This window comes from Methylobacillus draconifructus (assembly GCF_045984355.1).
GTDB classification, from domain to species: Bacteria; Pseudomonadota; Gammaproteobacteria; order Burkholderiales; family Methylophilaceae; genus Methylobacillus; species Methylobacillus flagellatus_A.
Genome location: NZ_JBJQII010000003.1, coordinates 139,519 through 165,531, shown reverse-complemented (window position 1 = coordinate 165,531; position 26,013 = coordinate 139,519). Strand labels below are relative to the sequence as shown.

Here is a 26,013-nt window from a genome sequence, read left to right as displayed (position 1 = left end):
TATTGCATTGCTCCCAGCCTTCAGCTGAACAGCTTGAGGATCTTTGCTCCCAGCCTTTGGCGATGGCCAAGATAGCCTTCCCAGGGATCGGCTTTGAGCTGCGCAAGGCGCTCGCCTATGTTATTAATGTTGAAGGCGTCGGCATGGATATCCGGCCTGACCTCGTCCCAAGCCAGGGGGGTCGCCACCGGGGCGCCCGCCTTGGCACGGGTGGAGTAAGGCACTACGGCGGTGGCGCCTGCGCTGTTGCGCAAATAGTCGATGAAGATGCGTCCTTCGCGCTTCTTTTTCGAGAGGCTGGCTGTGAACCGCTCGGGTATCTGCGTCTCGATATGGCGGGCGATTCCGTGGGTAAACTCTTTCACAGCATCCCAAGGATGTTCCGCCTTGATAGGCACTTCGACATGCAGCCCCTTGCCTCCGGTCGTTTTAACGAAGCAGGCCAAATCCAGCTCTTCCAGCAGGCCCCGCAACAATAACGCCGCTTCGGTCACTCGCTCCCAGGGCAAGCCTGGATCCGGGTCAAGGTCGAAAATGAGCCTGTCTGCCAAGGATGTATGCGGGTAGCGTGATCCCCAGGAATGAAGCTCCAATACCCCAAGCTGTACTAGCTCCACTACGGCCGGCAGTGTATTCGCCATAAAGTATTCCGACTGTCCTCCCTTGCTGTCCAGCTGTACCGACTGCAGGTGGTGATGGTTGCCTTGGGTGACGTGCTTTTGGAAAAAACAATGGTGGTTGTAGCCGTCGGGGCAGCGCACGATGGATATCGGCCTGTTGTGAAGATAGGGCAGTATCCATTTTTCCACCGCCGCGTAATGGCGGGCGATATCCAGCTTGGTAAAGCCATCTTCTGCAAACAGTATCTTGCCAGGGTTGCTGAGCCGTATCCCGGCTACTTCCGTGGCGTGAGGAGCAGGCTGAGCTGAAGCGGTTTTCTTGGTGTCTTGCTTGGAGACAGCTTCCTGTGCTCTCTCATGGGTAATCTGTTTAGCCGGCTTATCGCTACGCAAGCCGACAAAGCTGGCATGGCGCACCAAGCCATCGCTGGTCCATTGGGCAAATTTGACTTCGGCGACCAATACCGGCTTGAGCCAGTGCACGCCGAGCGCTTCGCGCCCGCGTGGAGGATTTTTGAATGCGGGCTTGGCGCTGCTGAGCTTGGGGAATTCCTTGGCGATCAGCTTGAGGCTGTCCTTATTGAAGCCCGTGCCGACTCGGCCTGCATAGCGCAGGGCTCCGCTCTCGTCATGCACGCCAAGCAATAAAGCGCCGAATGATTCACGGCTGCCTGCGGGGTCGGTATAGCCTGCCACGACGAACTCCTGGCGTAACCCGCACTTGACCTTGAGCCATTCATCGGAACGCCGTTGCAGGTATTTGCCTTGGGCATGCTTGACCACGATGCCTTCCAGGCCGTGCAGACAGGCATGCTCGAATACCTCGGGCGCGTTGCCGGCGATATGGTCGCTGAAGCGCAAGAGGCCTTGCGATGGCTGGTTGGCAAGCAATGCTTGCAAAAGCTCCTTGCGCTGCAGCAGGGGAAGTTGTGTCAGGTCGTGCCCGTCAAGGTAGAGCAGGTCAAAGACGAAATAGGCAAGCTTTGCCCCGTTTCCCAGCCGCATGGCATTCTGCAAAGCCTGGAAGCTGATGCTGCCATCCGGCTCAATCGCGACCACTTCCCCATCCAGCCATGCCGAGTCGGCGGGCAAGCGGGAGAGCGCTTCAGCAAGAGCCGGCCATTTGCCCGACCAATCATGGCCATTGCGCGTCAGCATCTTCACCTCGCTGTGATCAATCCGCGTCAAGGCACGATAACCGTCGTACTTCAGCTCCGACAGCCATTGGCCGCCTTCAGGGGCATGGCTGACGAGGGTGGCAAGCTGAGGCTGGTAAGCGGCGGGCATGGCGGTGGGGGTGGCCTCATCGAGTGCGTTTTCATCGCCTGTGTCTGCCGGTGACGCCGGCTCATTATGGAATGGCAGGGCACTGACAGATTCGGTAGAGGTTTCGGTGATGATGGCGTCTGGCCCGCTACGGGCTTGTTCGTCTTGTTCCTTGATCAGCAACCAATTGGGCTGGTCTTCCTTTGCTCCTTGGCGGGCCTTCATGCGCACCAGCGCCCATTTGCCTTGCAGTTTGTGGCCGTGCAGGCGGAATTTGAGAGCGCCTTTCTCGTAACCTTGCACCGGATCGCCGATGGCTTCCCACGTGCCTTTATCCCATAACATGACATGGCCCGCGCCGTATTGGCCCGCAGGTATGTCGCCTTCAAAACTTCCATAGGCGAGAGGATGGTCTTCTACCTCTACGGCCAGCCGCTTCTCGCTAGGGTCCAAGCTGGGGCTCTTGGGAACCGCCCAGCTTTTTAGCGTGCCTTGCAGCTCCAGCCTGAAATCATAGTGCAGGCGCCGTGCATCATGCTTCTGGATGAAAAACCTGAGCTGCCCGCCTGATTTTTCAACCTGTCCGCGCGGCTCCTGAGTGATCTTGAAATCACGCTTTTTCCAATATTTCTGCAACCCCATGATGAGCTCCAATCAAGCCGAACGCCTGCGACCGGGCTTGGCCGGCTTCGCAGGCGTCGAGCGGGTGGCTTTTTCCCCGATGCTGGCCTTGAGCAATTGCATCAGGTCCACCACGTTGCTGGGCTTTGCCTCGTTCTGCCCGTCCTCTTCATCGCTCGGCTCGGTCAGGATATGGGTTTGCTTCGCTTTCACTTTTTTCTTCACCAGCGCCATGATGTCCTGCCGGAAAGTGTCTTGGTATTGCCTGGGGTTCCAGGGTTCGGTCATGTCCTCCACCAACGACAGGGCCATTTCAACTTCCTTGACCGACACCTGGCTTTGCTTGCCTGCCTTGGGCTGGGGTATTTCGGGCAGTTCGCGGAGTTCTTCCTGGTAGCGCAGCAGATTAAGCACGATGGCATCCTGATATGGCATCAGCGCCGCAAGGTGTTGCTTGGTCCGGATCACGACCTGTCCTAGCCCCAGCTTGCCCGATTTCTCCAAGGTCTTGCGCAGCAGGGCATAGACTTTTTCGCCTCCCTTGGCAGGCACCAAATAATATGGCTGGTCAAAGAACATGATGGGAATGTCGCTGGCTTCGACAAACGACACGATATCGATGGTTTGGGTGCTTTCAGGATTGGCATTGCGCAAGTCGGCATCGGTCAGTACGACATATTCATCTTTTTGATACGCATAACCTTTGACAATGTCTTGCTGGGTCACTTCTTTGCCTGTGACCTTGTTGTATCGCCGGTAGCCTACCGGGGCAAAGTCGCGTTTATCCAAAAGATCGAGATCTATGCCGGCGGGAGCGCTGGCTGAATGCAATTCCACTGGGATGTGGACCAGGCCGAAGCTGATGGCGCCTTTCCAGATAGGGCGGGACATAGATAACCTTCCTGAAAGCCAATAGATAACCATCATCCTCATCTTGCATACTGCAGCGCTATCAGGGTTGTTCTGAACATAATGTAGGAAAAAGCAGTAATGAGCGGATGCTCATGCAGCAGTTCACGTCATGCGATCCGACAGCAAGTTCAGACCACTCCTATAAATCATCGCTTATTGACCGAATACATTGATTGCATCGCATCCTTAAGTATGCGGAAGCGGGAGCTTCGCGGAGAGCGATAGCCAAAACGGCAAGGTTTGCCAGAGCACTTCCCATCATTTTTAAAGATACGGAATGAACCATGACTGGAAAGATAGGCGCAAATGATCTAGGGCTGGATCCGAAATCCGGCAAGGAAAGCGAATTGTTTAAATGGTTTCTCGCTTGTTACTTGTTCGGCCACCGCATTTCCCAGGAAATTGCCGTCAACACCTGGAAAGTGTTCATGGCGCACGGTATCGATTCCCCCAGCAAAATCTCCAGCAATACTTGGCAGCAACTGGTGGACCTGCTTGGCGAGGGCCACTATAAGCGCTATGACGAATCTACCGCGCGCAACATGCTGAATATGGCGGCATTGCTGCAAGATAAATATCAAGGAAAAATCGGCAACCTCATCTCTGCATCCAAAAATAGAAGTGAAATAGCCGAACGGCTTCAGGAAATCAAAGGAGTGGGGCCTAAGGTGGCAGAAATATTCCTGCGGGATGTGAAAGCATAATTATCCGCCTCGATTTGGGGTCAAAACGCCATCAGAATTGATGCAATTGCATTCTCCGAACGGCTAATCTTGGTAATGGAATGTAATAAAACCTTGCTGAATGCATGAAAAGCATAGTCCATTGGGACCTCATACACAGCAGATAGCACCTGGTCGGTGTAGCTTGGCGGAAAGAGCCGCGAACGCAATGATAGCAAGGGTTTGCATATTATTAATTCTGGAAATTTTTAAGGATGAGGTTATTTGAAAGTTATATAGGAATAACTATAAGTTCTTTGTGGCGAGGCAGGTCTGTTTATAATTTGTCTGGGGGGAATTTCATCGACAACAACTTTTAAGGAGTCTGTATGAATATTCTCAAAACAGCGATTGGTTCCGCAACGCTCATAGTTGCTTCCTCTGGCGCGTATGCCGCCGATGTGGTGGATCTTGGCGAACTGCATGCTGGTATCAATACTTATACCAACACTGTAGCCGCTGATACTACGTTCACCAATACCTTCAACTTCAGCTTGGCTGATGTCTCCACAGGCACTTTCTCGCTCAGCGACTTGCCGCTTACCAACGGCGATGTGAACGTTCTAGGCTTTAGCGACCTCAGCTTCAGCCTCTACAACAGCTCTGACACATGGCTTGCAGGTTCTGTGGCTGGTGGCGAATTCACTTTTGCCAATCTTGAGGCCGGAAACTATTACATCAATGTAGAAGGCACCGCCAATGGAGTAGCTGGCGGGGTCTACAGCGGTGCAATTAGCGTTCAGGCCGTGCCTGAGCCGGGTTCATATGCACTTCTGGGTGTCGGTCTAGCACTGATAGGTGCTGTCGCTATGCGCAGGAATAAAAACCTGGGCTAATTCTCCAACCTGATAAAAGCCACCTTCGGGTGGCTTTTTTGCTTTTTGAAGACAGATTTGAAACAGAAGCAGATGAAGACTCTATCGAAGGTCGTTATCTGTAGATGGTTTTGAATTCGTTTGGACAGTCAATTGGTGTCCCCGTCAGGACTCGAACCTGAAACTGACCCTTAGGAGGGGCCGGTGATATCCGTTTCACCACGAGGACATCCAAGCTCGCTATTCTACCTTCTAAGCAGCCTGAGCGGTACTGTTTCGCTTGGTTTTTGACCGTTGCGCCGATCTTCGGCTTTTGGCCTTGTATCGTAAGTGCCGCTGCAGTTTAGTGGCGGATCAGGTGCTCGAAAGCGCCTAACGCGGCTTTTGAGCCTTCACCCATCGCGATGATGATCTGCTTGAATGGCACAGTGGTGACGTCGCCCGCGGCGAATACGCCAGGTTCCGAGGTCTGGCCTTTGTCATCCACTTCGATCTCGCCGAATTTGCTCAAGGTGATGGTGTCCTTGATCCAGTCGGTGTTGGGCACCAGGCCGATCTGGATGAATACGGCAGCCAGGTCGATGCGGTGCGATTCGCCGGTTTGCCGGTTGGTGTAGGTCAGGCCATTGACCTTTTCGCCGTCGCCGTTGATCTCGGTGGTTTGCGCGCCGGTGATGACGGTGACGTTGGGCAGGCTGAACAGTTTTTTCTGCAACACGGCGTCGGCACGCAATTCGCCGTTGAATTCGATCAAGGTGACGTCCTTGACGATGCCCGCAAGGTCAATCGCGGCTTCGACGCCCGAATTGCCGCCGCCGATCACGGCGACGCTCCTGCCCTTGAACAAGGGGCCGTCACAATGAGGGCAGTAGGCCACGCCGCGGCCGCGGTATTCCTTTTCGCCGGGAACGTTGATTTCCCTCCAGCGTGCGCCGGTGGCGATGATGACGGACTTTGCCTTGAGCGTGGCGCCGCTTTCGAGCCTGACCTCGGTGAAGCCGTCGTCATGCGCCGGCACCAAGGCTGCTGCGCGTTGCAGGTTCATGATGTCCACGTCGTAGCTCTTGACGTGTTCTTCCAATGCCGCAGCCAGCTTGGGGCCGTCGGTTTCCTTGACCGAGATGAAGTTCTCGATGGCCATGGTGTCCATGACCTGCCCGCCGAAACGCTCGGCGACCACGCCGGTGCGTATGCCTTTGCGGGCCGAGTAGATGGCGGCAGAAGCGCCGGCAGGGCCGCCGCCGACGATCAATACGTCGAAAGGCTCCTTGGCGGAAAGTTTCTCCGCTTCTTTCTTGATCGCGCCAGTGTCGATCTTGTTGAGTATTTCCTGCACGCCCATGCGTCCGTGGCCGAACTCCTGCCCATTCAGGAAGATGGTGGGCACGGCCATAATCTTGCGCTCGTCCACTTCCTTCTGGAACAAAGCGCCATCGATCATGACGTGGCGGATGTTCGGGTTGATGGCCGCCATCAGGTTGATGGCCTGTACAACTTCAGGACAGTTGTGGCAGCTCAACGAGATGTAGGTCTCGAAATTGAATTCGCCTTCGAGGTTGCGGATTTGCTCGATGACTTCCGGCTCTGCCTTGGGCGGATGCCCGCCGACCTGCAACAGCGCGAGTACGAGCGATGTGAATTCGTGTCCCATGGGCAGCCCGGCAAAGCGGATGCCGAGGTTTTTCCCTGGGCTGTTCAAGCTGAAGGATGGCTTGCGCTGAGTGTCATCATCACTTTGCTGGACGGTGATGCGGGAAGACAGGCTCTTGAGGTCGTCAAGCAATTCCAGCAGCTCGCGCGATTTGTCGCCGCCATCTACAGAGGCGGTGATTTCGATAGGCTGGGTGAGTTTTTCGAAATAAGCCTTTAATTGTGTCTTGATATTTGCGTCCAACATGATGTGCTCTCAATCTGTATTGATATTGCTGCAAAAAATGCCCGGGCAGAAAGGCAGGGAGTTTGCGGTTGCCCGGGCACGGTCCAGCTTGGCTAGCGTTTAGATCTTGCCGACGAGGTCCAGGGATGGAGCCAATGTGGCTTCGCCCTCTTTCCACTTGGCTGGGCAGACTTCACCAGGGTGGCTGGCAACGTATTGCGCGGCCTTGATCTTGCGCACCAGGTCGGAAGCGTCGCGGCCAATGCCTTCTGCGGTGACTTCAATTGCCTGGATCACGCCATTGGGATCGATGATGAAGGTACCGCGGTCGGCCAGGCCCTGGTCTTCGCGTAATACGCCGAAGTTGCGGGTGATGGCGGCGGTCGGGTCGCCGATCATCGGGAACTTGATCTTGCGGATGGTATCCGAAGTATCGTGCCAAGCCTTGTGCGTGAAGTGGGTGTCGGTAGAGACGGAGTACACTTCAACGCCCAACTTTTGCAATTCATCGTAGTTGTCGGCGATGTCGCCCAACTCTGTGGGGCAAACGAAAGTGAAGTCGGCTGGGTAGAACACGACGGCAGTCCATTTGCCTTTCAAGTCTGCATCGGTGACGGTGACAAATTCGCCGTTGTGGAATGCGGTGGCCTTGAATGGTTTGATTTCGGTATTGATAAGGGATGTGGTCATTGCAATCTCCTAGGGTGGTTGAAATAGTGAGATTGCAGTTTAGGGGATTTGGTTGATTAAATAAAATTGATTGTTTAAATTTATATGATAAGTAAATTTTATTGATTGTCGGCTTCGATGCTGTATTGCAGCATGCAATTCCGGCCTGCGGCCTTGGCGGCATATAAGGCGGTATCGGCATGGTGCAGCATAGCTTCCCAGCTTGCAGCCAGGTCAGTGTTCGGGTTCCAGGTATACAGGCCCAGGCTACAGGTGACCTGGCGATTATCGCAGTGTTGATGGTGCAGGTTGCGCATGGCTTCCAGCAGGCGCTCGCCCAAGGCAGTGGCTTCATCCTTGGTCGTGTGCGGGCAAATGATGCATAGCTCCTCGCCGCCATAGCGGCCGATGATATCGGTATTGCGGCAGGTGTTGCTCAAGGTCAGGGCCACGCTTCTCAATACCTTGTCTCCCGCATCGTGGCCATAGGTATCGTTGATCAGCTTGAAGTGATCCAGGTCCAGCATGAAGATGCTGATCGGGCGCTGATAACGGTGCGCCAAGTCGATCTCGCGCCGCCCGAGGTTGACCAATGCCCGCCGGTTGTAAATCTTGGTAAGCTCGTCGTGTGTCGCCAGGTGTTCTTTTTCGTGGATGATGGATTCAAAATACATCAGCAGCAAGCCGAGGGACCCCAGCAGGTTGCACCACATCGGGATCAGGTAAAGCCCGAATACGTTGATGGGGTCATGGCTTTGCGGCGTGAGGTCGATGCCGCCGCTGATGGCGAGGATGCCGCGCAGGATGAAGTCTGCCGCCGCCAATGTATAGGCGATGATGACCAGGCTGTTGGCGAACGATAGCCTGACCCCCCTGGCCAGGACGACCTCGACCACATTGAGGAACGTCAGCAGCGCCAGCATGAGCGACAAGAACAGGGTGCGGATGCCGACGGCCAGCTGCAGCAGGACGATCAGGCTGTAGCCAATGAAAAAGCCCAGTACCAAATACCAGCCGACATAAGCCGGCCGCTTGCCGAAGAAAGCCTGGGTGCCCCACCATTTGGCCGTCATGGCCGCGATCATCAGGGTGGAGCCGGTAATGAGGGGCAGATGCCCGAACTTTGAAATGCTGAAGGCGGTGAGCGTGGAGCCGAATACGCTGATCAGGCCGGAGAGCGCCCAATAGCGCGTACAGCGCTCCGTGGGCGCGAGGAAATACATCCCGCCCATGATGATCGCGATGCACAGCTGGCTGATCGAATAGGCGATGTTGGCGGTATATGAATTCCAAAAAGAATCCAAGCTATTGTTCCCTCAGGTATTCACAGTGCAATGAGTCATAAGTATTGCAAGGGAGGCATGAGCGATATAGCGCCCACGCAACCTCTGCTCACTCTACGCTAATTTCTGCTTTCCAGTTCTTCCCAGCGCAACATGGCCTGGTCAATTTCCGTGCCGATCTCGTTCAACCTCTGCTGCAGTGCGCGCGCTTGTTCAGCGTTTTCCCGGTAGATGTCCGGGTTCGCAAGCGCCGTATTGATTGAGGTTTGCTCTGCCTCAAGCGCTTCAATCTTGGCGGGCAGGCTTTCCAGCTCACGGTTTTCCTTGAAACTGAGTTTGGCTGTGGGTTTCTTTGCAGGAGCTTCTTGCCGGGGCTTTTCGGCCGGGGTTTTTGCTGCTGTTTTCTCAGCTGCCCGTGCCTGCGTGTGGCGGGACCAGTCATCGTAGCCTCCGCCGAATTCGCTCAATACGCCATCGCCTTCGAAGGCGATGATCTGGGTGACGGTATTTTCCAGGAAGGCGCGGTCGTGGCTGACCAGGAACAAGGTGCCCTCGAACTCCTGCAGCAGGCTTTCGAGCAGTTCCAGCGTTTCGATGTCCAGGTCGTTGGTGGGTTCGTCCAGCACCAACACATTGGCCGGGCGGGCAAACAAGCGGGCCAGCAGCAAGCGGTTGCGCTCGCCGCCGGAAAGCGACTTCACCGGCGACCTCGAGCGCTGTGGCGGGAACAGGAAGTCTTCCAGGTAGCTGATGACATGCTTGCGCTCATTGCCGATCTGCACGAATTCGGAGCCGGGGCTGATGGTGTCGGCCAGGGTGGCCTCTTCATCCAGCTGCTCGCGCATCTGGTCGAAATACGCCACATTGAGGTTGGTGCCGCGCTGGATGCTGCCGCTGTCAGGCTCGAGTTCACCGAGAATCAGCTTGAGCAGGGTGGACTTGCCTGCGCCATTGGGGCCGACCAGCCCGATGCGGTCGCCGCGCATGATGCGGGTGCTGAAATTCTGGATCAGGAGTTTTTGATCGTATGCCAGCGAGATACGGTCAAGCTCCGCGACCAGCTTGCCGGAGCGCTCACCGCTATCCAGCGTGAGCTTGACGTTGCCCTGGCGCTCGCGACGGGCGGCCCGTTCAAGGCGCAGGGCCTCCAGCCTGCGCACCCGGCCCTCGTTACGGGTGCGCCGCGCCTTGATGCCTTGGCGTATCCAGACTTCTTCCTGCGCGAGGAATTTATCGAACTTCGCGGCATGCGTCGCTTCCACTGCCAGCAGTTCTTCCTTCTTCACCTGATATTGGCTGTAATTGCCGTGGAAATCCGTCAGGCGCCCACGGTCCAGCTCGACGATGCGCGTGGCAAGCCGGTCGAGAAAGCGGCGGTCGTGCGTGATGAACAGCAGGCTACCCTTGAAGTCCAGCAGCAGGTTCTCCAGCCATTCGATGGCGGCAAAGTCCAGGTGGTTGGTGGGCTCGTCGAGCAGCAACACTTCCGGCTCCGCCACGAGGGCGCGGGCGAGGGCGACCCGCTTGCGCCAGCCGCCTGAGAGCGTGGCAATCTTCGTCTCAGGTTCAAGCTGCAGCCGGCTCAATACGGCCTCGACGCGTGCTTGGGATTGCCAGCCCCCTTGCGCCTCGAGGTCGTGTTGCAGGACTTGCATGCGCGCGATCAGGCCGTCAATGTCGGCCCCGGGCTCCGCCATCTGCTGCGAAACTTGATGGTATTCCACCAAGGCCTGGCGCAAGCCGCCTAGGCCTTCGGCCACAGCCTCGAAAATGGTATGTCCGGGCGACAGGGACGGTTCTTGCGGCACATAGACGATGCGGGACTTGGGCGCGCGCCAGAAGGCGCCGTCATCCAGCTTGCTTTCGCCGGCGATGACCTTGAGCAGGCTGGATTTCCCGGCGCCGTTGCGGCCAATCAGGCCGACCCTTTCTCCGGCGTCGAGCTGGAAATCGGCATGGTCGAGCAAGGGATAATGTCCATAAGCCAGGCTGGCTTGATCTAGGGAGATATAAGGCATGGGGCGTATTGTATCAGTAGGACCGAGGCTGCTATATGGCCCGTTTGGGCCTAGAGGCGGCTGCTAAACGGGCTTTGCGTTCAATGTCCGGGAACGGCAGGCACAGGTGCTTGCTGTGGCGGTGGGGTCTTGTCGTCTGCAGGTGCCTTGGCCGGTTTTTGCGATGAGTAGGTGTTGAGCGCCTGGCTGCAATTGTAGGCGTTGCTCTTGGAGCCTGTATCCAGGTAAGGCAGGATGGCAGCTAGCGGATTGACGAAGGCGAGCGCCACGCTGCCGAGCAGGCGCGCGGCGATCGGCACGGCTTCAGGGCGTACCTTGGGCTCGACGAAGCTGCCCTGCACCCTGATCGGCGAACGTACCGTCAATGGCGAGAAATTCTTGGGTTTTGCCGCGAGCAGCAAATCCAGCTTCTCCTGGCCGAGGTCGATATTGCCGTCGATCAGCACCAGCGTGACCGGCGTGTCGATGAGCGCGACTTCCGGGCGCACCACGCCATTGGACGCCTTGAGGTCCATGACTGCGCATTGCAGCCGCTGCGATTGGTCTCCACCCAGCCAGGCGCTCACGCTTTGCGCGATATCTAAGCCCAGCAGCTCCATCACCAGCCGCGATATTTCCCCTTGCTCGACGAACAAAGTGGTCTTGCCGTTGAGAGAGCCCAGCAGTTCGGCAGTAGTCGAGCCCTTGCCGCTGAGGTCGGTGCGTCCGTTGAGGGTGCCGGTGATGTAAGCGGGCGGCACGGGCTTGCCTTGCTTCTTAGCCTCTTCCTGCCGAGCCTTGGACACCTGCAACCATTTGCCGAGATCAATGTCCTTCCAGCCCAGCTTGATCTGCCATCGAGGCGGATATTTTTCCTTATCGGTTTCTTTACTTTCCTGGGCGTCGACCGAGAAGCTGCCCGTCAGGGTGCCGTCCGCAGTCTGCGCGAGGATGTCCCCGACCATGAACTTGCCCTTGTCCAGGCTAAGTTGGGCCTTGAACGGGGAAATCGGCAGGGCGAAAACGCTGCCGAGCTCCATGTAGTCCAGTTTGATGGTGATGTCGGCATCCATGCGGTTGAGCGAAGGCAGGTCCAGCGGCCGGTTGGGAATGGCGCGGCCTTCGACCGGCTGCGGCTTGCTGCCGTCCGCCTGCAAGGTGCCGAACGCGGGCGCCAGGTCGGCCAGGTAGAAGCGGCTGCCGTCGATACGGCCGCTCAATACCGGAATGCCGGTGGTTTTGCTGCGCGGATCGTACTTGAACACTGCGGCAAGGCTGCTCCTGCCGATCTTCGCGGAATCCACATTGACTTCCCATACATCGCTATGCTTGCTCAGGCTGGCGCTAAGACGGAACGGATCGGTAGTCGGGAAAACGCTGCCGACCAGCTCGCCCAGCACTGAAAGTGATGGGCCGGTGACTACGGCGTTGCCCTCGATGTCCTGCCGGCCGAAGAGGTCGGCTACCTGACCGTCAAAATCCACCCTGAGCTTGCCGTATTCGAGCCAACCCTTGGATTTGATCGGCGGAGAATCTTGGTCTTGCGTGGCGATGGGGAGGAACCCAGGCGTTTCCAGGAATGCCTTCAGCGGCCTGCGTTGGAACTGTCCATCGACACTGACTTCGGAGCGCAGGTCTTCCTGACTGGCGCCTTCCTCGGTCTTGAATTTTGCTTCCAGCGCGGTGCTGCTGATTGCGTCGTCGATATGGCTGCTGCCGCTCTTCACGATCAGCGTTTCAATGACAGGGAAGGGAGTGGCAGGCTTGCTCTCATCTGTGGGAAATTCCCACGTAGCGCTGCCATCGGCATGGCGGACGAGTTGGGCGTCGATGTCATCTACCTTGATTTCACGGATGCGCAATTCACCGTGCTTTTTGTAGTGCCAGAGGTCGCTATAGCGCAACTTGACGCTGATGTTGCCGGCATCCACCAGATGCGGGACATTGAATTTTTCCGGGGCGGAAATATACAGGTGGCCGAGGTCGAGCTGGACTCCTGCCCACAGGTGCAGCCGGAAAGGCTTGTCCAGTTTGATGTCGCGTTCCAGCTGCTTGCTGAGGAAGGATTGCGCGGGCTCGCGCAAGAACGTCCAGCCTTGGATTTCGCAAATGACCAAAGCCAGGACCAGACCCAGGAGCAGCCAGAGCAAGGCTTTGCCGAATTTGATCAAGCCGCGGGCAGGTTGCCCGGCAAACTGTTGCGCCATTGTTCACCTTTGCTTTTGTTCAGCTCAGGCAAAGTTTGCAGGAGCTGATGGTTATAGGTTCTTTTTTCCGTAGTGCTGCATGCTGTACAACGTCAGTAACGCCCCGCATACGGCGACGGCCGCACTTGCCAAAGCGACGGCAGGCAGTCCGAAGCCGAAGTGGATCACCGCACCGCCGAGAAAGGCGCCGCCCGCATTGCCCAGGTTGAATGCGCTCTGGTTGACGGTAGATGCCATCAATGGCGAGTCGCCGGCCTGCGCCATGGCGTTGGTCTGCAGGCCAGGCCCGACGGCAAAGCTCACCATGCCCCAGATGAACGCTGTCGCGATGGCTGCAAGCGTGAACTGCATGCTCCAGGCGAATACGATACCCAGTAAGGCCATGCCTGTTAGTGAGAGGGTAATTGTCGGCAATAGTTTCCAATCCGCCATTTTTCCGCCGATATTGAGCCCGATGGTGGCCGCGATTCCCATGGCGATCAGCATGAAGCTGACGTGGTGGGGCGAGAGCCCGGACATGTCTTCCAGTATCGGCGTGATATAGGTGAAGATGGTGAATACCCCGGCGAAGCCGATGGCGGTGATCGCCATGGCGAGCAGTACGTTAGGCTGGAATACGGCATGCATCTCGCGGCGGATATCGGGCCTGGGCATGGCGCCGAGGTCGGGAATGAAGCGCCAGATGGCATATATGGCAACCGCGCCACAGGCCGACACCGTCCAGAATGGGACGCGCCAGCTGGTTTCCTGGCCGAGCAGGGTGCCGAGCGGCACGCCGAGCACGTTCGCCATGGTGAGGCCGGTGAACATCAGTGCCAGGGCGCGGTTGCCTTGGCCGGGAGGAGCCAGATAGAGCGCGACCACGGCGGCGATGCCGAAAAACGAGCCATGGCTCAATGCGGTGAAGATACGGGCAGCGGCTAGAGTGAGGTAGTTCGGCGCCAGGGCGCACAGCATGTTGCCGAACGTGAAAATCGCCATCAAGCCCAGCAGCGTGGCCTTGCGCGGGCGGTTGATCGTGAGCGCCACCATCAAGGGCCCGCCGACCACCACGCCAAGGGCATACACGGTGACCAGGTTGCCGGTAGCCGGGATGGATACGTCCAGCCCGTGTGCAATGTCGGGCAACAATCCCATGGGAAGAAATTCGGTCATGCCGATGCAGAACGCACCCGCGGCCAGCGCAATCATCCAACTGCCCATACTTGCCTTAGTCAATGTGTAGAGAAATTAAAGCTTGAAAAGAAAATCCTGTGCTTCCGAATGAGCGGAGCGCACGAAAGGAGGGGTCATCTAAGGGCGCTACTTTACCATGCGGCGATGTACTGGATATGAATTTATGACCCGGTCAATATCAGGAACTACCGCCTGTTCCGCCACCTAGCATGGCGCGGATTTGCGCCATGCGCTGGCGCGCATTCTCCTTGTTGGCGGCCGGATCGCTCTGCGGTTGGCCGGAATGGCGCACGTCGTCTTCCGGCAGCTCGGCGATGAAGCGGCTGGGCTCGCAGGATTCATGTTCCCCGGCGCGCTTGCGCTTGCGGCACCAGGAAATATGGAGTGATTTCTGCGCGCGCGTGATGCCGACATACATCAGGCGCCGCTCTTCCTCGATCTTGCCCTGGTCCACGCTCTCGCGGTGCGGCAGGATGCCTTCCTCGCAGCCGACCAAGAACACATGCCCGTATTCCAGCCCTTTGGAGGCATGCAGGGTGGAAAGCTTGACGGCATCCGGCTCGGCATCCTCCCGGCCTTCCAGCATGCTCATGAGCGAGATCATCTGCGTCAGCGCCAGCAGGTTCTTTTCGTCCTCGTCTCCTTTGCGCGTGAGCCAAGCAACGAAGTCGAGCACGCTCTTCCATTTGTTTTCCGCACTGCGGGGCTCTTCCGTATCGTAGAGGAAGGCCTCGTAGTTGATGGCGTTGAGCAGGTCGTTCAATACCTCGCCTGCAGGGTCTTTCTCGGCGCGTTCCTGGATACGGTTGATGAATTGGCAGAAGGTCAGCAAGTCTTCCAATTGCCGGTTGGCCATGGTGCGCTGGAAGTCCCCCTCGAACGCGGCCTCGAACAACGACATCTTATGCGCGCTGGCATATTCGCCCAGGCGTTCCAGCGTGGTGTTGCCTATGCCTTTCTTCGGCGTGGTCGCGGCGCGGATGAACGCGGGATCGTCATCTTCGTTGGCAATCAGCCGCAGATAGCTGACGAGGTCCTTGATTTCCGCCTTGTCGAAGAAGGATTGCCCGCCCGAAATGGTGTAGGGAATCTTGTGCTGGCGCAGCTGCTGCTCGAAAATGCGCGCCTGGTGGTTGCCGCGGTAGAGGATGGCGTAATCGAGGAACTTGGTGCGGTGCTCGAACTTGTGCGCGAGCAGCTTCATCACCACGGACTCCGCCTCGTGATCCTCATCCTTGGCGGCGCTGACCTGGATCAGGTCGCCCGTACCGAGTTCGCTCCAGAGCTTTTTCTCGAACAGCTTGGGATTATTGGCAATCACCTGGTTGGCGGCGCGCAGGATGCGCACGGTGGAGCGGTAGTTCTGCTCCAGCTTGATGACCTTGAGCCGGCTGAAATCCTCGGTGAGCTGGCGCAGGTTTTCCACGTCGGCGCCGCGCCAGCCGTAAATCGCCTGGTCGTCATCGCCCACGGCGGTGAAGCGGCCCTCCACGCCGGTGAGCATCTTCACCAGCTTGTACTGGCAGGCATTGGTGTCCTGGTATTCGTCGATCAACAGGTATTTCAGCTTGTGCTGCCATTTGCGCAATGCATCCGGGTGCTGCTCGAACAATTCCACCGGCAGCTTGATCAGGTCGTCGAAATCCACCGCCTGGTAGGCTTTCAATGTCTGCTGGTAAACCTGGTAGACCTTGGCTGCGGCATGGCTGAGTTCTTCGTCTGCGGTCGCGGCGGCCTGGTCCGGGTTGATGAAGGCGTTCTTCCAGCTGGAAATCTGCCATTGCGTCTTGCGCAGCAGCTGCTTGTCCGTGGTGGCAAGCGCATCGGAGAGGATCTTGAAACTGTCGGACGAGTCGAGGATGGAGAATTGCGGCTTGTAGCCCAGCAGCTCGGCTTCCTGGCGCAGCATTTGCAAGCCGAGCGAGTGAAACGTGGCGATGGTGAGCCCTTTGGTATTGCTGCCTTGCAACAAGTGGCCCACGCGCTCCTGCATTTCGCGCGCGGCTTTGTTGGTAAAGGTGATCGCGGCGATTTCCTTGGGGGAATAGCCGCATTGCTCGATCAAGTAGGTGATTTTTTGCGTAATGACGCGGGTCTTGCCGCTGCCGGCGCCGGCCAGCACCAGCAGGGGGCCGTCTAGGTATTTCACAGCTTCGCGCTGCTGCGGGTTCATGGAATTCAGCATGTTGATCTGCCTGCGGCTCTATAGATGAATCTTGGGAAAAGCTGCTACAAGCATGTAACAACATCGGCCCTGATTTTATCTTGAGCTGTGTTTTGAAGCTAGCCAATACAGGTAATGGCAGGCATAAAAAAAGCCCCGCCATATCGGGCGGGGCTGTGAAAGCGATGTGTCGCGATCAGGCGTAAAGCTTGTGGCTGCGGCGGCGCGCGGCAAATCCGACCAGGCCGAGACCCAGCGCCAACATGGCATAGGACTCGGGTTCGGGTACGGCAGTCACGCTGTAAAGCGTGAAATCGGACTTATCCTTGAGCGAGGTCAGCGAGAAGGATTTGACGGCAAGGTCACCGAAAGGGTTGTCCAGGCTCCATACGCCGCCCAGGTCCTGAATTGCCGGGCTCAGGTTCGTCACGGAGCCGAGGCCGGTCCAAGACGCTGTGGCATTGCCTGTGGCAACCAGTTTGAAAGTGCTAGTGGAATTGTCGAAATAGGTGACGGTGATGGAGGCCTGTTCCTTGTTGTCGCCGTATTCCGGGCCGTTGAACAGCAGACCCAGGGTGATGTTGCTGATGACCTGCGCGTCGTCGAACTTGGCGATAATCCACTCGTTCTTGTCGATTTCACCCACGGTGGTATCGCTGCCCTTTTTCGGGGATACGCCGACGCCTTGATAGCCGTCTTGCGCGGGCTTGTAACTGAACACGGCGTCTTTCAGATTCTTCTTGCTTGTGCCTGTCTTGGCATAGAAGGTTACGCTGGTATCGAGAATATCAGTGGTGTAGCTGGAACCAGTGCCGAATTCCGTGCCGTAAACCGTATCGGTGGCGGCAGCACTGAAGGAAGCGGCCAATAGTGCGCTTGCCGCGGTTGTTGCCATTATCTTGGAAATGCTCATTTGGATCCCCTCTTAGCGTAATGAATATGAATTTAACTAGTTGTTTGTGTTATCGATTGACAGCACTTGCATGCTAGCTCTGCAATAGGGATCGCTCAATAGTCTGTTGTGGCTGATACGTTTGGACTAATCATTTCAGGTACGGTGGAAGGTTTTACTGATAATGCTATGATAAATATCAGTAAATATTTGCTATGAAAATTTCTGATGACGGTGTGTTGTTGCAGGAGCGGCCGCATTCTTGGCAAAACAATGCCGACGGAATGTAAAAAGCCCCGCCAACGACATATGGCGGGGCTGGACTTACGGTGGAACGTTTTGGCTATGCCCGTTTCTGTTGCCTGCGAACCGACCAGCCAACCAGGCCGAGCCCCAGCGCGAGCATGGCATAGGCGCTTGGCTCCGGCACGGGCGTGAGGATGAAGCCGAACGTATTGCCGCTGCCAGCCAGAGCGCCCCAGCCCACGATCTGGCCCGAGGCGTTGATGTCGCGCGCTTCGCGCAGGGTCCAGCCCAGCGCCGGGTCGATCAGGTCGTTGAGGTTGAAGATTTCGCCATCTTGCCAGAGGGTGGCGAAACCGTTGGATGTGCCCACGATTTGGCCGAGGTTGTTGATGCCGAAAGCCTCGCTGCTGCCGCTGAGCGTGCCAAGATCGATGATGTTGCCATTGTCCCACAGGGTGGCGTGGGTTTGTTGGTTGCCAATGATGGCGGAACTTCCGACGATCTGGCCGTGGTCATTGATATCACGGGCCTGCCCACTGTTGCCTCCCAACGTGCCCAGATTGGTGATGCTGCCATTGCTCCACAAGGTGGGAATGCTGCTGCCGACCTGATAGGAATAGCCGACGATATCGCCATTGTTGTTGATGGCGAAGGCCTGGCTGTTCTGGCTCAGGGATCCCAGGTTGGTCAGTGTGCCGTTTCCCCATAATGTGGCACGGGCGCCTGCGCCCGGCACAGCCTGTGAATAGCCGACGACCTGCCTCTGGTCGTTGACGCCGTAGGCGATACTGATGCCGCCGAGGGTGCCCAGGGCGGTGGTGCTGCCTGCATCCCACAGCGCGGCGTTGAAGCTGGAGGTTGCCGAGCCGCGGCCTACCGCCTGGCCTGAATTGTTGATGCCATAGGCACTGCTGCTGTTACCGTCAATCAGGGTGCCGGTGCCGTTTTCCCATGAGAAGGCGCGCGCGAAACCAGCCGCCGTTATTGAGCCGGTCACTTGCCCCAGGTCGTTGATGGCGTAAGGTTGAACGGTGGTTGCAGGAATGTCCACCAGCGTGACGGTATATTGAAATGCAAATGCGGGCATTGCAGCAAAGAGTGCTGCGGCAAGCATGCCGCGGATGAATGTTTTATTTTTCATGCTAAAGCTCCCCAATGATGAATGGTTGGTATAAAGATTGAAGCAATCAATCTGATACTCTCGCTATTTATGTATTTCCGATTATTGGTAAAGATGGAATTATTGTTTTGGAATAATAGCTTTCCCGATATTCTGGGGAAGACTCATCTCGTTGCAATAGTCCATTGGGACTAATGATATGGGGGCAGGATATTGTTGATAAAAAGGGATAAATTGCAGCTCAAGGCTGGAGCCCGAGCGTTTTAAAAGCCACGAGTATTTTTTGATTTTATAAGGTTTTTTTAACGCTGACCTGCTGCTGTATCTTGATTATCCTGCTCCTGATCTTCCACCTCGACGGCAGCTAATGCTTCCGCGATCATTTCCGTGCGCGATTCCGGGGTTTCCAGGCTGATGCGGCCCAGTGTGCCGGAGCGGTAATCCACCAGAAAAGCCATGGCGGTCTTCTCCATATCCAGCTCTCCGCCCTTGAGCAGGTAGCCGCGGCGTTTGCCGACGGCTTCCAGCAGGTCGATGGCATCCATGTTGCTCACATCCGTTTTGTAGCGGGCTTGCAGCAGGGCGGGGTAGCGTTCCAGGAGGATGCTGGCAAGAAACTCCGCCACGTCTTCATCAATCACGGCATTGCGGCCGATGGCATGGCTGGCGGCGAGCATGTAGCCATCGCTCTCGTATTTGATCTTGGGCCACATCATGCCGGGGGTGTCGGTGATGCTCATCTGGTCATTCAGGTCGAAGCGTTGCTGGCTCTTGGTCACGGCGGGCTCGTCGCCTACCTTGGCGATGCGGCGGTTGAGCAGGGCATTCATGAGCGTGGATTTGCCTACGTTGGGAATGCCCATGATCATCATGCGCAAAGGCTTGAGGTTGGTGCCTCTATGCGGCGCGAGGCTGCGGCAGAGGCCGGGGATTTTTTTCGCATCGCCAGGCTTCTTGCACGAAAGCGCTGCGGCCTTGACGCCTTCCTGTCGGTTGAAATGATTGAGCCATGCCTGGGTCACGGCAGGGTCGGCCAGGTCGGCCTTGTTGAGGATTTTCAGGCTGGGACGCTGCCGGAAAAGGCGCAGGTCTTCAATCATGGGGTTATGGCTGGCTTCCGGCACGCGCGCATCCAGCACTTCGATCACCACATCGGTGAACTCCATGGTTTCTTCCGCCTTCTTGCGCGCGGAAGTCATGTGTCCCGGGAACCATTGAATTGCCATGATGAGCTGCTCTATGTGAATGCGTTGATGAAAAAAGATCGGGCTTTTTGTGTGCTGCTTGCGGCCAAGCCTGTCATGGCTGTCATTTTAGCATCCCGGCTGCTATTCCGGCCCCGTTTTGCATCTTTGTTGCAGAAATGAAGGGCTACGCATGCCATGGACTAGTCCATTAGGACTATTTTGCATCCATATATCTAACACAAGCGCTTCCTAGTATGGCTCCCGAACCGTTTTCTACTCTCACTCTTTTAAAGGGGAATCACCATGAAGTTACAAAAACATGGCGTAGCGCTGGCCCTGGCCGGTTCCATGCTGTTTGCCGTGCCTGCCTTCGCGCAGGAAGTCATCGTCAACGGCGGCTTTGAAGCCGACGCTGCCGAAAGCTACAACCCGCAAGGCTGGCAAGTGGCCGAGCAAGGCATTGCCGGCTCCGTTCTTGCGACAGATGCTACCGAGTCCTACGCCAGCGGCTACAAGACCGTCGGCGCCGCCAGCGGCCAGTTCTACGGCTTCCTGGATTCTTCCTACGCCAGCAGCCAGGTGCTGTACCAGAACTTTTCCATCAGCGCCGTCACTTCCGCCGTATTGTCTTTCCAGATGTTCGTGAACGACCAGAGCGACAACGGCATCGTCTACATCAACCAGGCTGGCCTGGATGCCACTACCGGCGGCAGCTACGAGGCCAACCAGCACGTCCGCGTCGATATCCTGCGCGCCGATGCCGATCCGTTCTCCATTCATGCTACTGACATCATCGGCACTTATTATCTCGGTGGAGCAAACGGCCGCCGTTTCGATGGCGATGACAACGTGAACAACTATGTAGATTACAGCTTTGACATCAGCGACGTACTCGCAGCAGGCGGGGATTACACCCTGCGCTTTGCCGCAGTGAGTAACCAGGGCGCCTTGCAGGTCGGCCTGGACAACATCAGCCTGAACGTCACGCCTGTGCCTGAAGCCGATACCTACGCCATGCTGCTGGCCGGCCTGGGCGTGCTTGGCCTGGCATTGCGCCGCCGTAAAACAGTTTAACCACAATGGGAGTGCATAAAATGAAAAAGGCAACAATGAAGGTTTCCGCCTTGGCGGTCATGATGGCCCTGTGTGGCCAAGCCATGGCGGAAGACGCCAACACTTGGTACCAGGATGGCCAGGAGGCCTTGGCAGCCGCCAAGAAGCTTTACCCCAACAACCGCAAGGCCAAGAACGTGATCCTGTTCGTGGGCGACGGTATGGGCGTATCCACCGTGACAGCCGCCCGCATCCTCGAAGGCCAATTGCAAGGCCGTGACGGCGAGCGCAACAAGCTGGCATTCGAGAAGCTGCCTTACCTGGCTTTGTCCAAGACTTACTCCGCCAACCAGCAGACTTCCGACTCCGCACCTACCATGACTGCCATGGTGACCGGCGTGAAGACGAATGACGGCGTCATTTCTGTCGACCAACGCGTATTGAACGGCGACAAGGACAACAGCAAGGTGCAGGCTGCCAAGCTCGCGACCATCCTGGAACTGGCTGAGCAGAACGGCCGTGCCACCGGCGTGGTTTCCACCGCCCGCATCACGCACGCTACCCCTGCAGCGACCTATGCCCATACTTCCACCCGCGATTGGGAGTCCGACAACAACGTGCCTGCTGATGCGGACGTAAAGGACATCGCTTCACAGTTGATCGATAACTTCGGCGCCGGCGCGATTGGCGACGGTATTGAAGTGGTATTGGGCGGCGGCCGCAGCCGCTTCCTGCCTAACACTGTCGATGATCCTGAAAATGCGGGCCGCAAGGGCGACCGCCGCGACGGCCGCAACCTGGCGCAGGAATACGTGAACAAGTTCGGCGGCAAGTTCGTCTGGAACCAGGCGCAATTCGATGCCATCAACCCTGCCAACACCACCCGCCTGCTGGGCTTGTTCGAGCGCTCCCACATGCAATACGAGCATGACCGCCCGAACGACACAGGCAAGGAGCCGTCCCTGGCCGACATGACCGGCAAGGCGATCGACATCCTGCAGAAGAACCCCAAGGGTTTCTTCCTGATGGTGGAAGCCGGCCGTATCGACCATGGCCACCACGCCAACAATGCCTACCGTGCGTTGACTGACACCATCGCCTTGTCTGACGCAGTGAAGAAGGCGCTGGAAAAAGTGGACCTCAACGACACCCTGGTGATCGTGACTGCCGACCACAGCCACACCATGACGATTGGCGGCTACCCTGAGCGCGGCAATCCTATCCTCGGCAAGGTGACGGTGGACGGCCAGTTGACCAAGGCGACTGACGGCAATCCATACACCACGATTTCATACGCCAACGGCAAGGGTTACTACCCCAACGTCCCAGGCGAGGATGTCTATGGCTTCCCTGCACGTAGCGGCCGTATCGAGGACATGACCAACGTCGACACCAGCGACCCTGACTTCCACCAGGAAGTGACCGTGCCTCTCGATTCCGAGACCCATGCGGCTGAAGAAGTGGAAATCTTCGCAGGCGGTCCCAAGGCCCACCTGTTCCAGGGCGTGCAAGAGCAGCACTACATATTCCACGTCATGAAGGATGCTTTCGGCTTCTAATGCAGCGCTTGATGTTGTGTGATTGAGGCGGTTGGGATGGCGCAAGCCATCCCATCCATTTTGCTTTTGAGTTTGTGAGAGTATGAACATGCAAAACAACATGAGATATGCCGGGGCATTGTTGCTCGCCCTGTTGCCCAACCTGGCCGCCGCCGAGGCATTGCCCAGCCTGGATGCCCGTTTCGAGACATCGCAATGCGCGGTGCCCTGCCAAAAGCCGGTCAAGCGCGAGTGGCTCATGCTGCGCGGGGCCAACCAGGTCGAATTGCGCGATTTCAACGCCAAGCACAGCGACCTTTGGCAGTGGCAAGACGGCACCCTGGATTACGTCTACCTGATGCATGATGAAAAACGCGCGATCGACTACACCTCCATCGATCTGCGTTTGCTGGGCATTGGCGCCAGTGAAGATAAATGGCAGGCATTGGCGCAATTGGTGAAGGCCAGCGAGCTTGCCAGCCTGCAGAAGAAGCCGGGCCAGCCCTATGAAAAGATGGCGACCGAGATTTACCAAGGCAAACTGAACGGCGTAGACACCGAGATCACCTGGATTCCTGCATTGCAGATCCCATTGCAGGTGGAATACCGCTACCCCAAGCATCACGTGACCGTGAAGCTGGTGGAGCGCTATCAGGGCAAGCTGCCGGTGGAAAGAACCACTAACCAGGTGCTGCAGGCATACCAGCATGTGGATTTTGTCGATATCGGCGACATGGAGCATGACAAGCAAGCCGTGGCGTGGCTGTCGGCAGCCAAGGGTGCGCCTGGGGTGCATGTGCATCGCCATGATCATGACGAGCCCCACGACCATCAACACCAGCACTGAAGCATGCGTGAATCCTGCTTGCCAGCGCATTTGTTTATTTAGCATGGTGCGCTGGTGAATAGGTTGGAAGGGCGATGCTAAAATAGCGGCATGACGCTCATCCCAGAAATCAAGCCCCAGCAATCCGTCGAACTCCTCAAGGAGCTGCACATCCTCACGCGGGAAGGCAAGCTCAACCAGGATACGCGGCGCAAGCTCAAGCAGGTATACCACCTCTACCACTTCATCGAGCCGCTGCTGCTCGAGGTGATGGAAAACAATGCCAACCCCATCGTGGTCGACCATGGGGCGGGCAAGTCGTATCTGGGGTTCATCCTCTATGACCTGTTCGTCAAGCAGCAGGCGGCAGGGCGCATTGCCGGGATAGAAACCCGCAGCGAACTGGTGGAAAAATCCAAGTCGCTCGCGGAAAAGCTGGGTTTCGAGCGCATGGATTTCCTGCACTTGAGCGTGGAAGAGGCGATTACTTCGCCTGCCTTGCCCGAGCAGGTGGATATCGTCACCGCATTGCATGCCTGCAACACGGCGACCGACGACGCGATCCGTTTCGGCTTGGAGAAAAAAGCCCAATTCATGGTGCTGGTGCCTTGCTGCCAGGCCGAGGTGGCGGAAGTGCTGCGGCGCCACAAGAGCGATTCGTTCGGCAAGACGCCGTTATCCGAGATCTGGCGCCACCCGATTCACACGCGCGAATTCGGCAGCCAGATCACCAACGTGCTGCGCTGCCTGCAGCTGGAGGCTCATGGCTACCAGGTGACGGTGACGGAGCTGGTGGGTTGGGAGCATTCGATGAAGAACGAGCTCATCATCGCCCGCTATAAAAACAGCCCGCGGCGCAATGCCCAATCCAGGCTCGAGCAGATCCTCGAGCAGCTTAACCTCCAGGACCTGCATCACCGCTTTGTCTATTGATGCTTGATACTTCCGCCCGTTGGTTTACTTGCGGGGAATCCTGTCCGCCGGAATGTCGCGCAGGCTGCCGAACGTGAGCGCATATTGCCGCGTGATTTCGGCGCCGAAGAAGAAAATCTGCGCGGAGTAGTACACCCAGAGCAGCAGGGCGATCAAGGAGCCTGCCGCGCCAAAGCTTGATGCGACAGCGCTGTTGCCCAGGTATATCCCGATCAGGTATTTGCCCAGGCTGAACAGGATGGCGGTGAACGCGGCGCCGACCCAGACATCGGACCACGGCAGTTTGACGTCCGGCAGCATCTTGAAGATGACGGCGAACATCGAGGTGATCACGCCGAAGCTCACCAAGGCGGAAATATGCTTGAATATGCCGATCGCAGTGATGAAGCGGCCGACGAATTCCGCGAAAAACTGTTCCACGAGCGCCAGGCCGGCATTCACCAGCAACGAGGTCAGCAGCAGGAAAGCGAGCGATAAGATGATGCTGAAGGAGAGCAGCCGGGTCTTGACCAGGTTGCCGATCGCCTGCCTGCCTCCCTGGGCTTTTTCCTTGGTGGTTTCCCAGACTTCATCGAGGCTGGCCTTCAGTTCGGCGAACACCGTCGTCGCACCCACAAACAGCAAGGAGGAGGCAATTAGCGTCGCAATGATGCCGGACTTGGGGTTGCTCGACTTCGCCAGCATGTTCTGGATCACCTGCGCGCCGCTTTCGCCCACGAGGTCGGACATCTGCGCCACGATTTCGCCATGCGCGGCACGCTCGCCGAGGAAGTACCCGGCAATCGCAATCACCAGCACCAGGATGGGCGTGAGCGAGAACATGGTGTAGAAGGCCAGCGCGGCTCCCTTGCTGGTGGCGCGGTGGGAAAACCAGGACAGCACCGACTGGATCAACAGCTGGCGCAGGCATTTGAGCCGGTGCAGGGCTTGCTGGCTGAGGCCTTGTATTATTTTTGCAACCAAAGCGTTCTCCTGTTTATGACGGCGGCAGGCGGATTAATGGGCGTGATGTTCCATGCCCTGATGGGCGACGGCGCGACCGTTGAACACGACGTCTACGCTCTCACGCGCGGCTTTCTTGTCTTCAAACACCAGGGTAAGCGGAATGGCGTCGCCTGCCTTGACTGCATTCTTGATCCCGACCAGCATCAAGTGCAAGCCGCCGGGCTTCAATTCCACCGGCGTGTTCGCCTTGAGTTCCAGTTGCTTGAGCGGGCGCATTCTCATGATGCCGTCATCCATCTGCATCTCATGCACTTCGACCTTGTCGGCAAAGCTTGAGTTCGCCGAGACCAGGGCGACGTCCTTGTCCGAGACGATGCGCACATAGCCTGCCGCCACTTTTTGCCCGGGCGCGGTGGTGCGCACCCATGGCTCGACGACGGTGACCCCGGCTTGCGCCTGCAGGCTGCACAGCAATAACAGGCTTATGCAGATGCTTTTCATGGTTGTTCTCCTATGGTAAGCGGCTCAGCGTAGGCGCTGATGCCGGGCAGGGCGAATGCGGTTGGCCCAAGCGTCAATGTCTGCGAGACGAGCTGGTGCGAAAGCGCCACGCACGCAATGCATGGCGTGAGGGGCTTGGTGCCGGAAGCAGGGGTAACAATACAGAGTTCGCCAAAGAAATCCGCATCTGCAGGACCGTCGCCCATGGTCGCGGTCTGCAGCAATAACCAGCAGCCGAATCCAAACAGCAGGAAGAAAGCGCTCAGCCCGCCTACCAGCTTCAATTGACTAAGTTCCATGCAGCTATCTTAACATGTGACTTTGTCGATTTCTTCGAAACTGTCTTGCCGTGCTTGACCAGTCTATGAGAAAGGTCATGACAATTGCGAACGTCTCTGGCCGGGCTTCAACCGTTTTCAGATGACCTTGAGCCAAGTCTTCGAG

The 26,013-nt window shown here is 57.2% G+C and carries 21 protein-coding genes and 1 tRNA gene; 6 read left to right on the top strand and 16 right to left on the bottom strand.

What is annotated here, in order from left to right; translation table 11 throughout:
- Positions 1 to 20 precede the first annotated feature (20 nt).
- A complete protein-coding gene (ligD, locus tag ACJSDX_RS07220; RefSeq protein ID WP_407994129.1) occupies positions 21 to 2,528 on the bottom strand; it encodes a DNA ligase D in 2,508 nt (835 codons plus the stop codon).
- 12 nt (positions 2,529 to 2,540) lie between these two features.
- On the bottom strand, positions 2,541 to 3,398 hold the full coding sequence (gene ku / locus ACJSDX_RS07215; protein WP_309564976.1) for a non-homologous end joining protein Ku: 858 nt from the start codon (positions 3,396 to 3,398) through the stop codon (positions 2,541 to 2,543).
- A 305-nt stretch (positions 3,399 to 3,703) separates the two neighbouring features.
- Here ku and ACJSDX_RS07210 point away from each other — a divergent pair, with 305 nt between their 5' ends.
- Entirely contained in the window at positions 3,704 to 4,123 is a 420-nt protein-coding gene (locus ACJSDX_RS07210) for an HhH-GDP family DNA glycosylase (protein ID WP_407994128.1), read from the top strand.
- Positions 4,124 to 4,470: 347 nt separating this feature from the next.
- Positions 4,471 to 4,977, top strand: a complete 507-nt coding sequence (locus ACJSDX_RS07205) for an FxDxF family PEP-CTERM protein (protein ID WP_309564978.1) — start codon at positions 4,471 to 4,473, stop codon at positions 4,975 to 4,977.
- A 133-nt stretch (positions 4,978 to 5,110) separates the two neighbouring features.
- On the opposite strand, the gene ACJSDX_RS07200 is transcribed toward ACJSDX_RS07205, so the two are convergent.
- From ACJSDX_RS07200 to ylqF, 11 genes are all read right to left on the bottom strand, one after another.
- Positions 5,111 to 5,185, bottom strand: a tRNA-Arg gene (locus ACJSDX_RS07200).
- Positions 5,186 to 5,299: 114 nt separating this feature from the next.
- Positions 5,300 to 6,853, bottom strand: coding sequence for an alkyl hydroperoxide reductase subunit F (gene ahpF / locus ACJSDX_RS07195; protein WP_407994127.1), 1,554 nt, complete (start codon positions 6,851 to 6,853; stop codon positions 5,300 to 5,302).
- Positions 6,854 to 6,952: 99 nt separating this feature from the next.
- Complete coding sequence (gene ahpC, locus ACJSDX_RS07190) at positions 6,953 to 7,522, bottom strand: alkyl hydroperoxide reductase subunit C (protein ID WP_309564982.1); 570 nt, start codon at positions 7,520 to 7,522, stop codon at positions 6,953 to 6,955.
- Between the two features lie 98 nt (positions 7,523 to 7,620).
- The gene (locus tag ACJSDX_RS07185) at positions 7,621 to 8,805 is read right to left on the bottom strand and encodes a GGDEF domain-containing protein (RefSeq protein WP_407994126.1); all 1,185 of its coding nucleotides are present in this window, start codon (positions 8,803 to 8,805) and stop codon (positions 7,621 to 7,623) included.
- A gap of 98 nt (positions 8,806 to 8,903) precedes the next feature.
- On the bottom strand, positions 8,904 to 10,802 hold the full coding sequence (locus tag ACJSDX_RS07180; protein ID WP_407994125.1) for an ATP-binding cassette domain-containing protein: 1,899 nt from the start codon (positions 10,800 to 10,802) through the stop codon (positions 8,904 to 8,906).
- 80 nt (positions 10,803 to 10,882) lie between these two features.
- On the bottom strand, positions 10,883 to 12,988 hold the full coding sequence (locus tag ACJSDX_RS07175) for an AsmA family protein (RefSeq protein ID WP_407994124.1): 2,106 nt from the start codon (positions 12,986 to 12,988) through the stop codon (positions 10,883 to 10,885).
- A 51-nt stretch (positions 12,989 to 13,039) separates the two neighbouring features.
- Positions 13,040 to 14,191, bottom strand: coding sequence for an MFS transporter (locus ACJSDX_RS07170; protein WP_407994123.1), 1,152 nt, complete (start codon positions 14,189 to 14,191; stop codon positions 13,040 to 13,042).
- 151 nt (positions 14,192 to 14,342) lie between these two features.
- Positions 14,343 to 16,349 carry a UvrD-helicase domain-containing protein gene (locus tag ACJSDX_RS07165; RefSeq protein ID WP_407994122.1) on the bottom strand — a complete coding sequence of 669 codons (2,007 nt, stop codon included), beginning with the start codon at positions 16,347 to 16,349 and terminating at the stop codon, positions 14,343 to 14,345.
- A 175-nt stretch (positions 16,350 to 16,524) separates the two neighbouring features.
- Positions 16,525 to 17,223 carry a PEP-CTERM sorting domain-containing protein gene (locus tag ACJSDX_RS07160; RefSeq protein ID WP_407994121.1) on the bottom strand — a complete coding sequence of 233 codons (699 nt, stop codon included), beginning with the start codon at positions 17,221 to 17,223 and terminating at the stop codon, positions 16,525 to 16,527.
- Positions 17,224 to 17,563: 340 nt separating this feature from the next.
- Entirely contained in the window at positions 17,564 to 18,607 is a 1,044-nt protein-coding gene (locus ACJSDX_RS07155; protein WP_407994120.1) for a PEP-CTERM sorting domain-containing protein, read from the bottom strand.
- Between the two features lie 281 nt (positions 18,608 to 18,888).
- Positions 18,889 to 19,812 (bottom strand): ribosome biogenesis GTPase YlqF, encoded by a 924-nt coding sequence (gene ylqF / locus ACJSDX_RS07150; protein WP_407994119.1) that lies wholly within the window; start codon positions 19,810 to 19,812, stop codon positions 18,889 to 18,891.
- 264 nt (positions 19,813 to 20,076) lie between these two features.
- On the opposite strand from ylqF, the gene ACJSDX_RS07145 reads away from it, so the two are divergent.
- The 4 genes from ACJSDX_RS07145 (at position 20,077) to ACJSDX_RS07130 (ending at position 24,123) form a co-directional block, all read left to right on the top strand.
- Positions 20,077 to 20,847: a PEP-CTERM sorting domain-containing protein gene (locus ACJSDX_RS07145; RefSeq protein ID WP_407994118.1), complete on the top strand. Its 771-nt coding sequence runs from the start codon at positions 20,077 to 20,079 to the stop codon at positions 20,845 to 20,847.
- A gap of 20 nt (positions 20,848 to 20,867) precedes the next feature.
- A complete protein-coding gene (locus tag ACJSDX_RS07140; protein WP_407994117.1) occupies positions 20,868 to 22,385 on the top strand; it encodes an alkaline phosphatase in 1,518 nt (505 codons plus the stop codon).
- 88 nt (positions 22,386 to 22,473) lie between these two features.
- Positions 22,474 to 23,211 carry a hypothetical protein gene (locus ACJSDX_RS07135; RefSeq protein WP_407994116.1) on the top strand — a complete coding sequence of 246 codons (738 nt, stop codon included), beginning with the start codon at positions 22,474 to 22,476 and terminating at the stop codon, positions 23,209 to 23,211.
- Positions 23,212 to 23,301: 90 nt separating this feature from the next.
- Positions 23,302 to 24,123, top strand: a complete 822-nt coding sequence (locus ACJSDX_RS07130) for a class I SAM-dependent methyltransferase (RefSeq protein WP_407994115.1) — start codon at positions 23,302 to 23,304, stop codon at positions 24,121 to 24,123.
- Positions 24,124 to 24,147: 24 nt separating this feature from the next.
- On the opposite strand, the gene ACJSDX_RS07125 is transcribed toward ACJSDX_RS07130, so the two are convergent.
- The 3 genes from ACJSDX_RS07125 to ACJSDX_RS07115 are packed head-to-tail and all read right to left on the bottom strand — an operon-like array spanning position 24,148 to position 25,868.
- Positions 24,148 to 25,086 carry a YihY/virulence factor BrkB family protein gene (locus ACJSDX_RS07125; protein WP_407994114.1) on the bottom strand — a complete coding sequence of 313 codons (939 nt, stop codon included), beginning with the start codon at positions 25,084 to 25,086 and terminating at the stop codon, positions 24,148 to 24,150.
- Positions 25,087 to 25,119: 33 nt separating this feature from the next.
- The gene (locus ACJSDX_RS07120) at positions 25,120 to 25,569 is read right to left on the bottom strand and encodes a copper chaperone PCu(A)C (protein ID WP_407994113.1); all 450 of its coding nucleotides are present in this window, start codon (positions 25,567 to 25,569) and stop codon (positions 25,120 to 25,122) included.
- Positions 25,566 to 25,868 (bottom strand): hypothetical protein, encoded by a 303-nt coding sequence (locus ACJSDX_RS07115; protein ID WP_407994112.1) that lies wholly within the window; start codon positions 25,866 to 25,868, stop codon positions 25,566 to 25,568. The genes ACJSDX_RS07120 and ACJSDX_RS07115 overlap by 4 nt, the downstream gene beginning before the upstream one ends.
- Positions 25,869 to 26,013 lie beyond the last annotated feature (145 nt).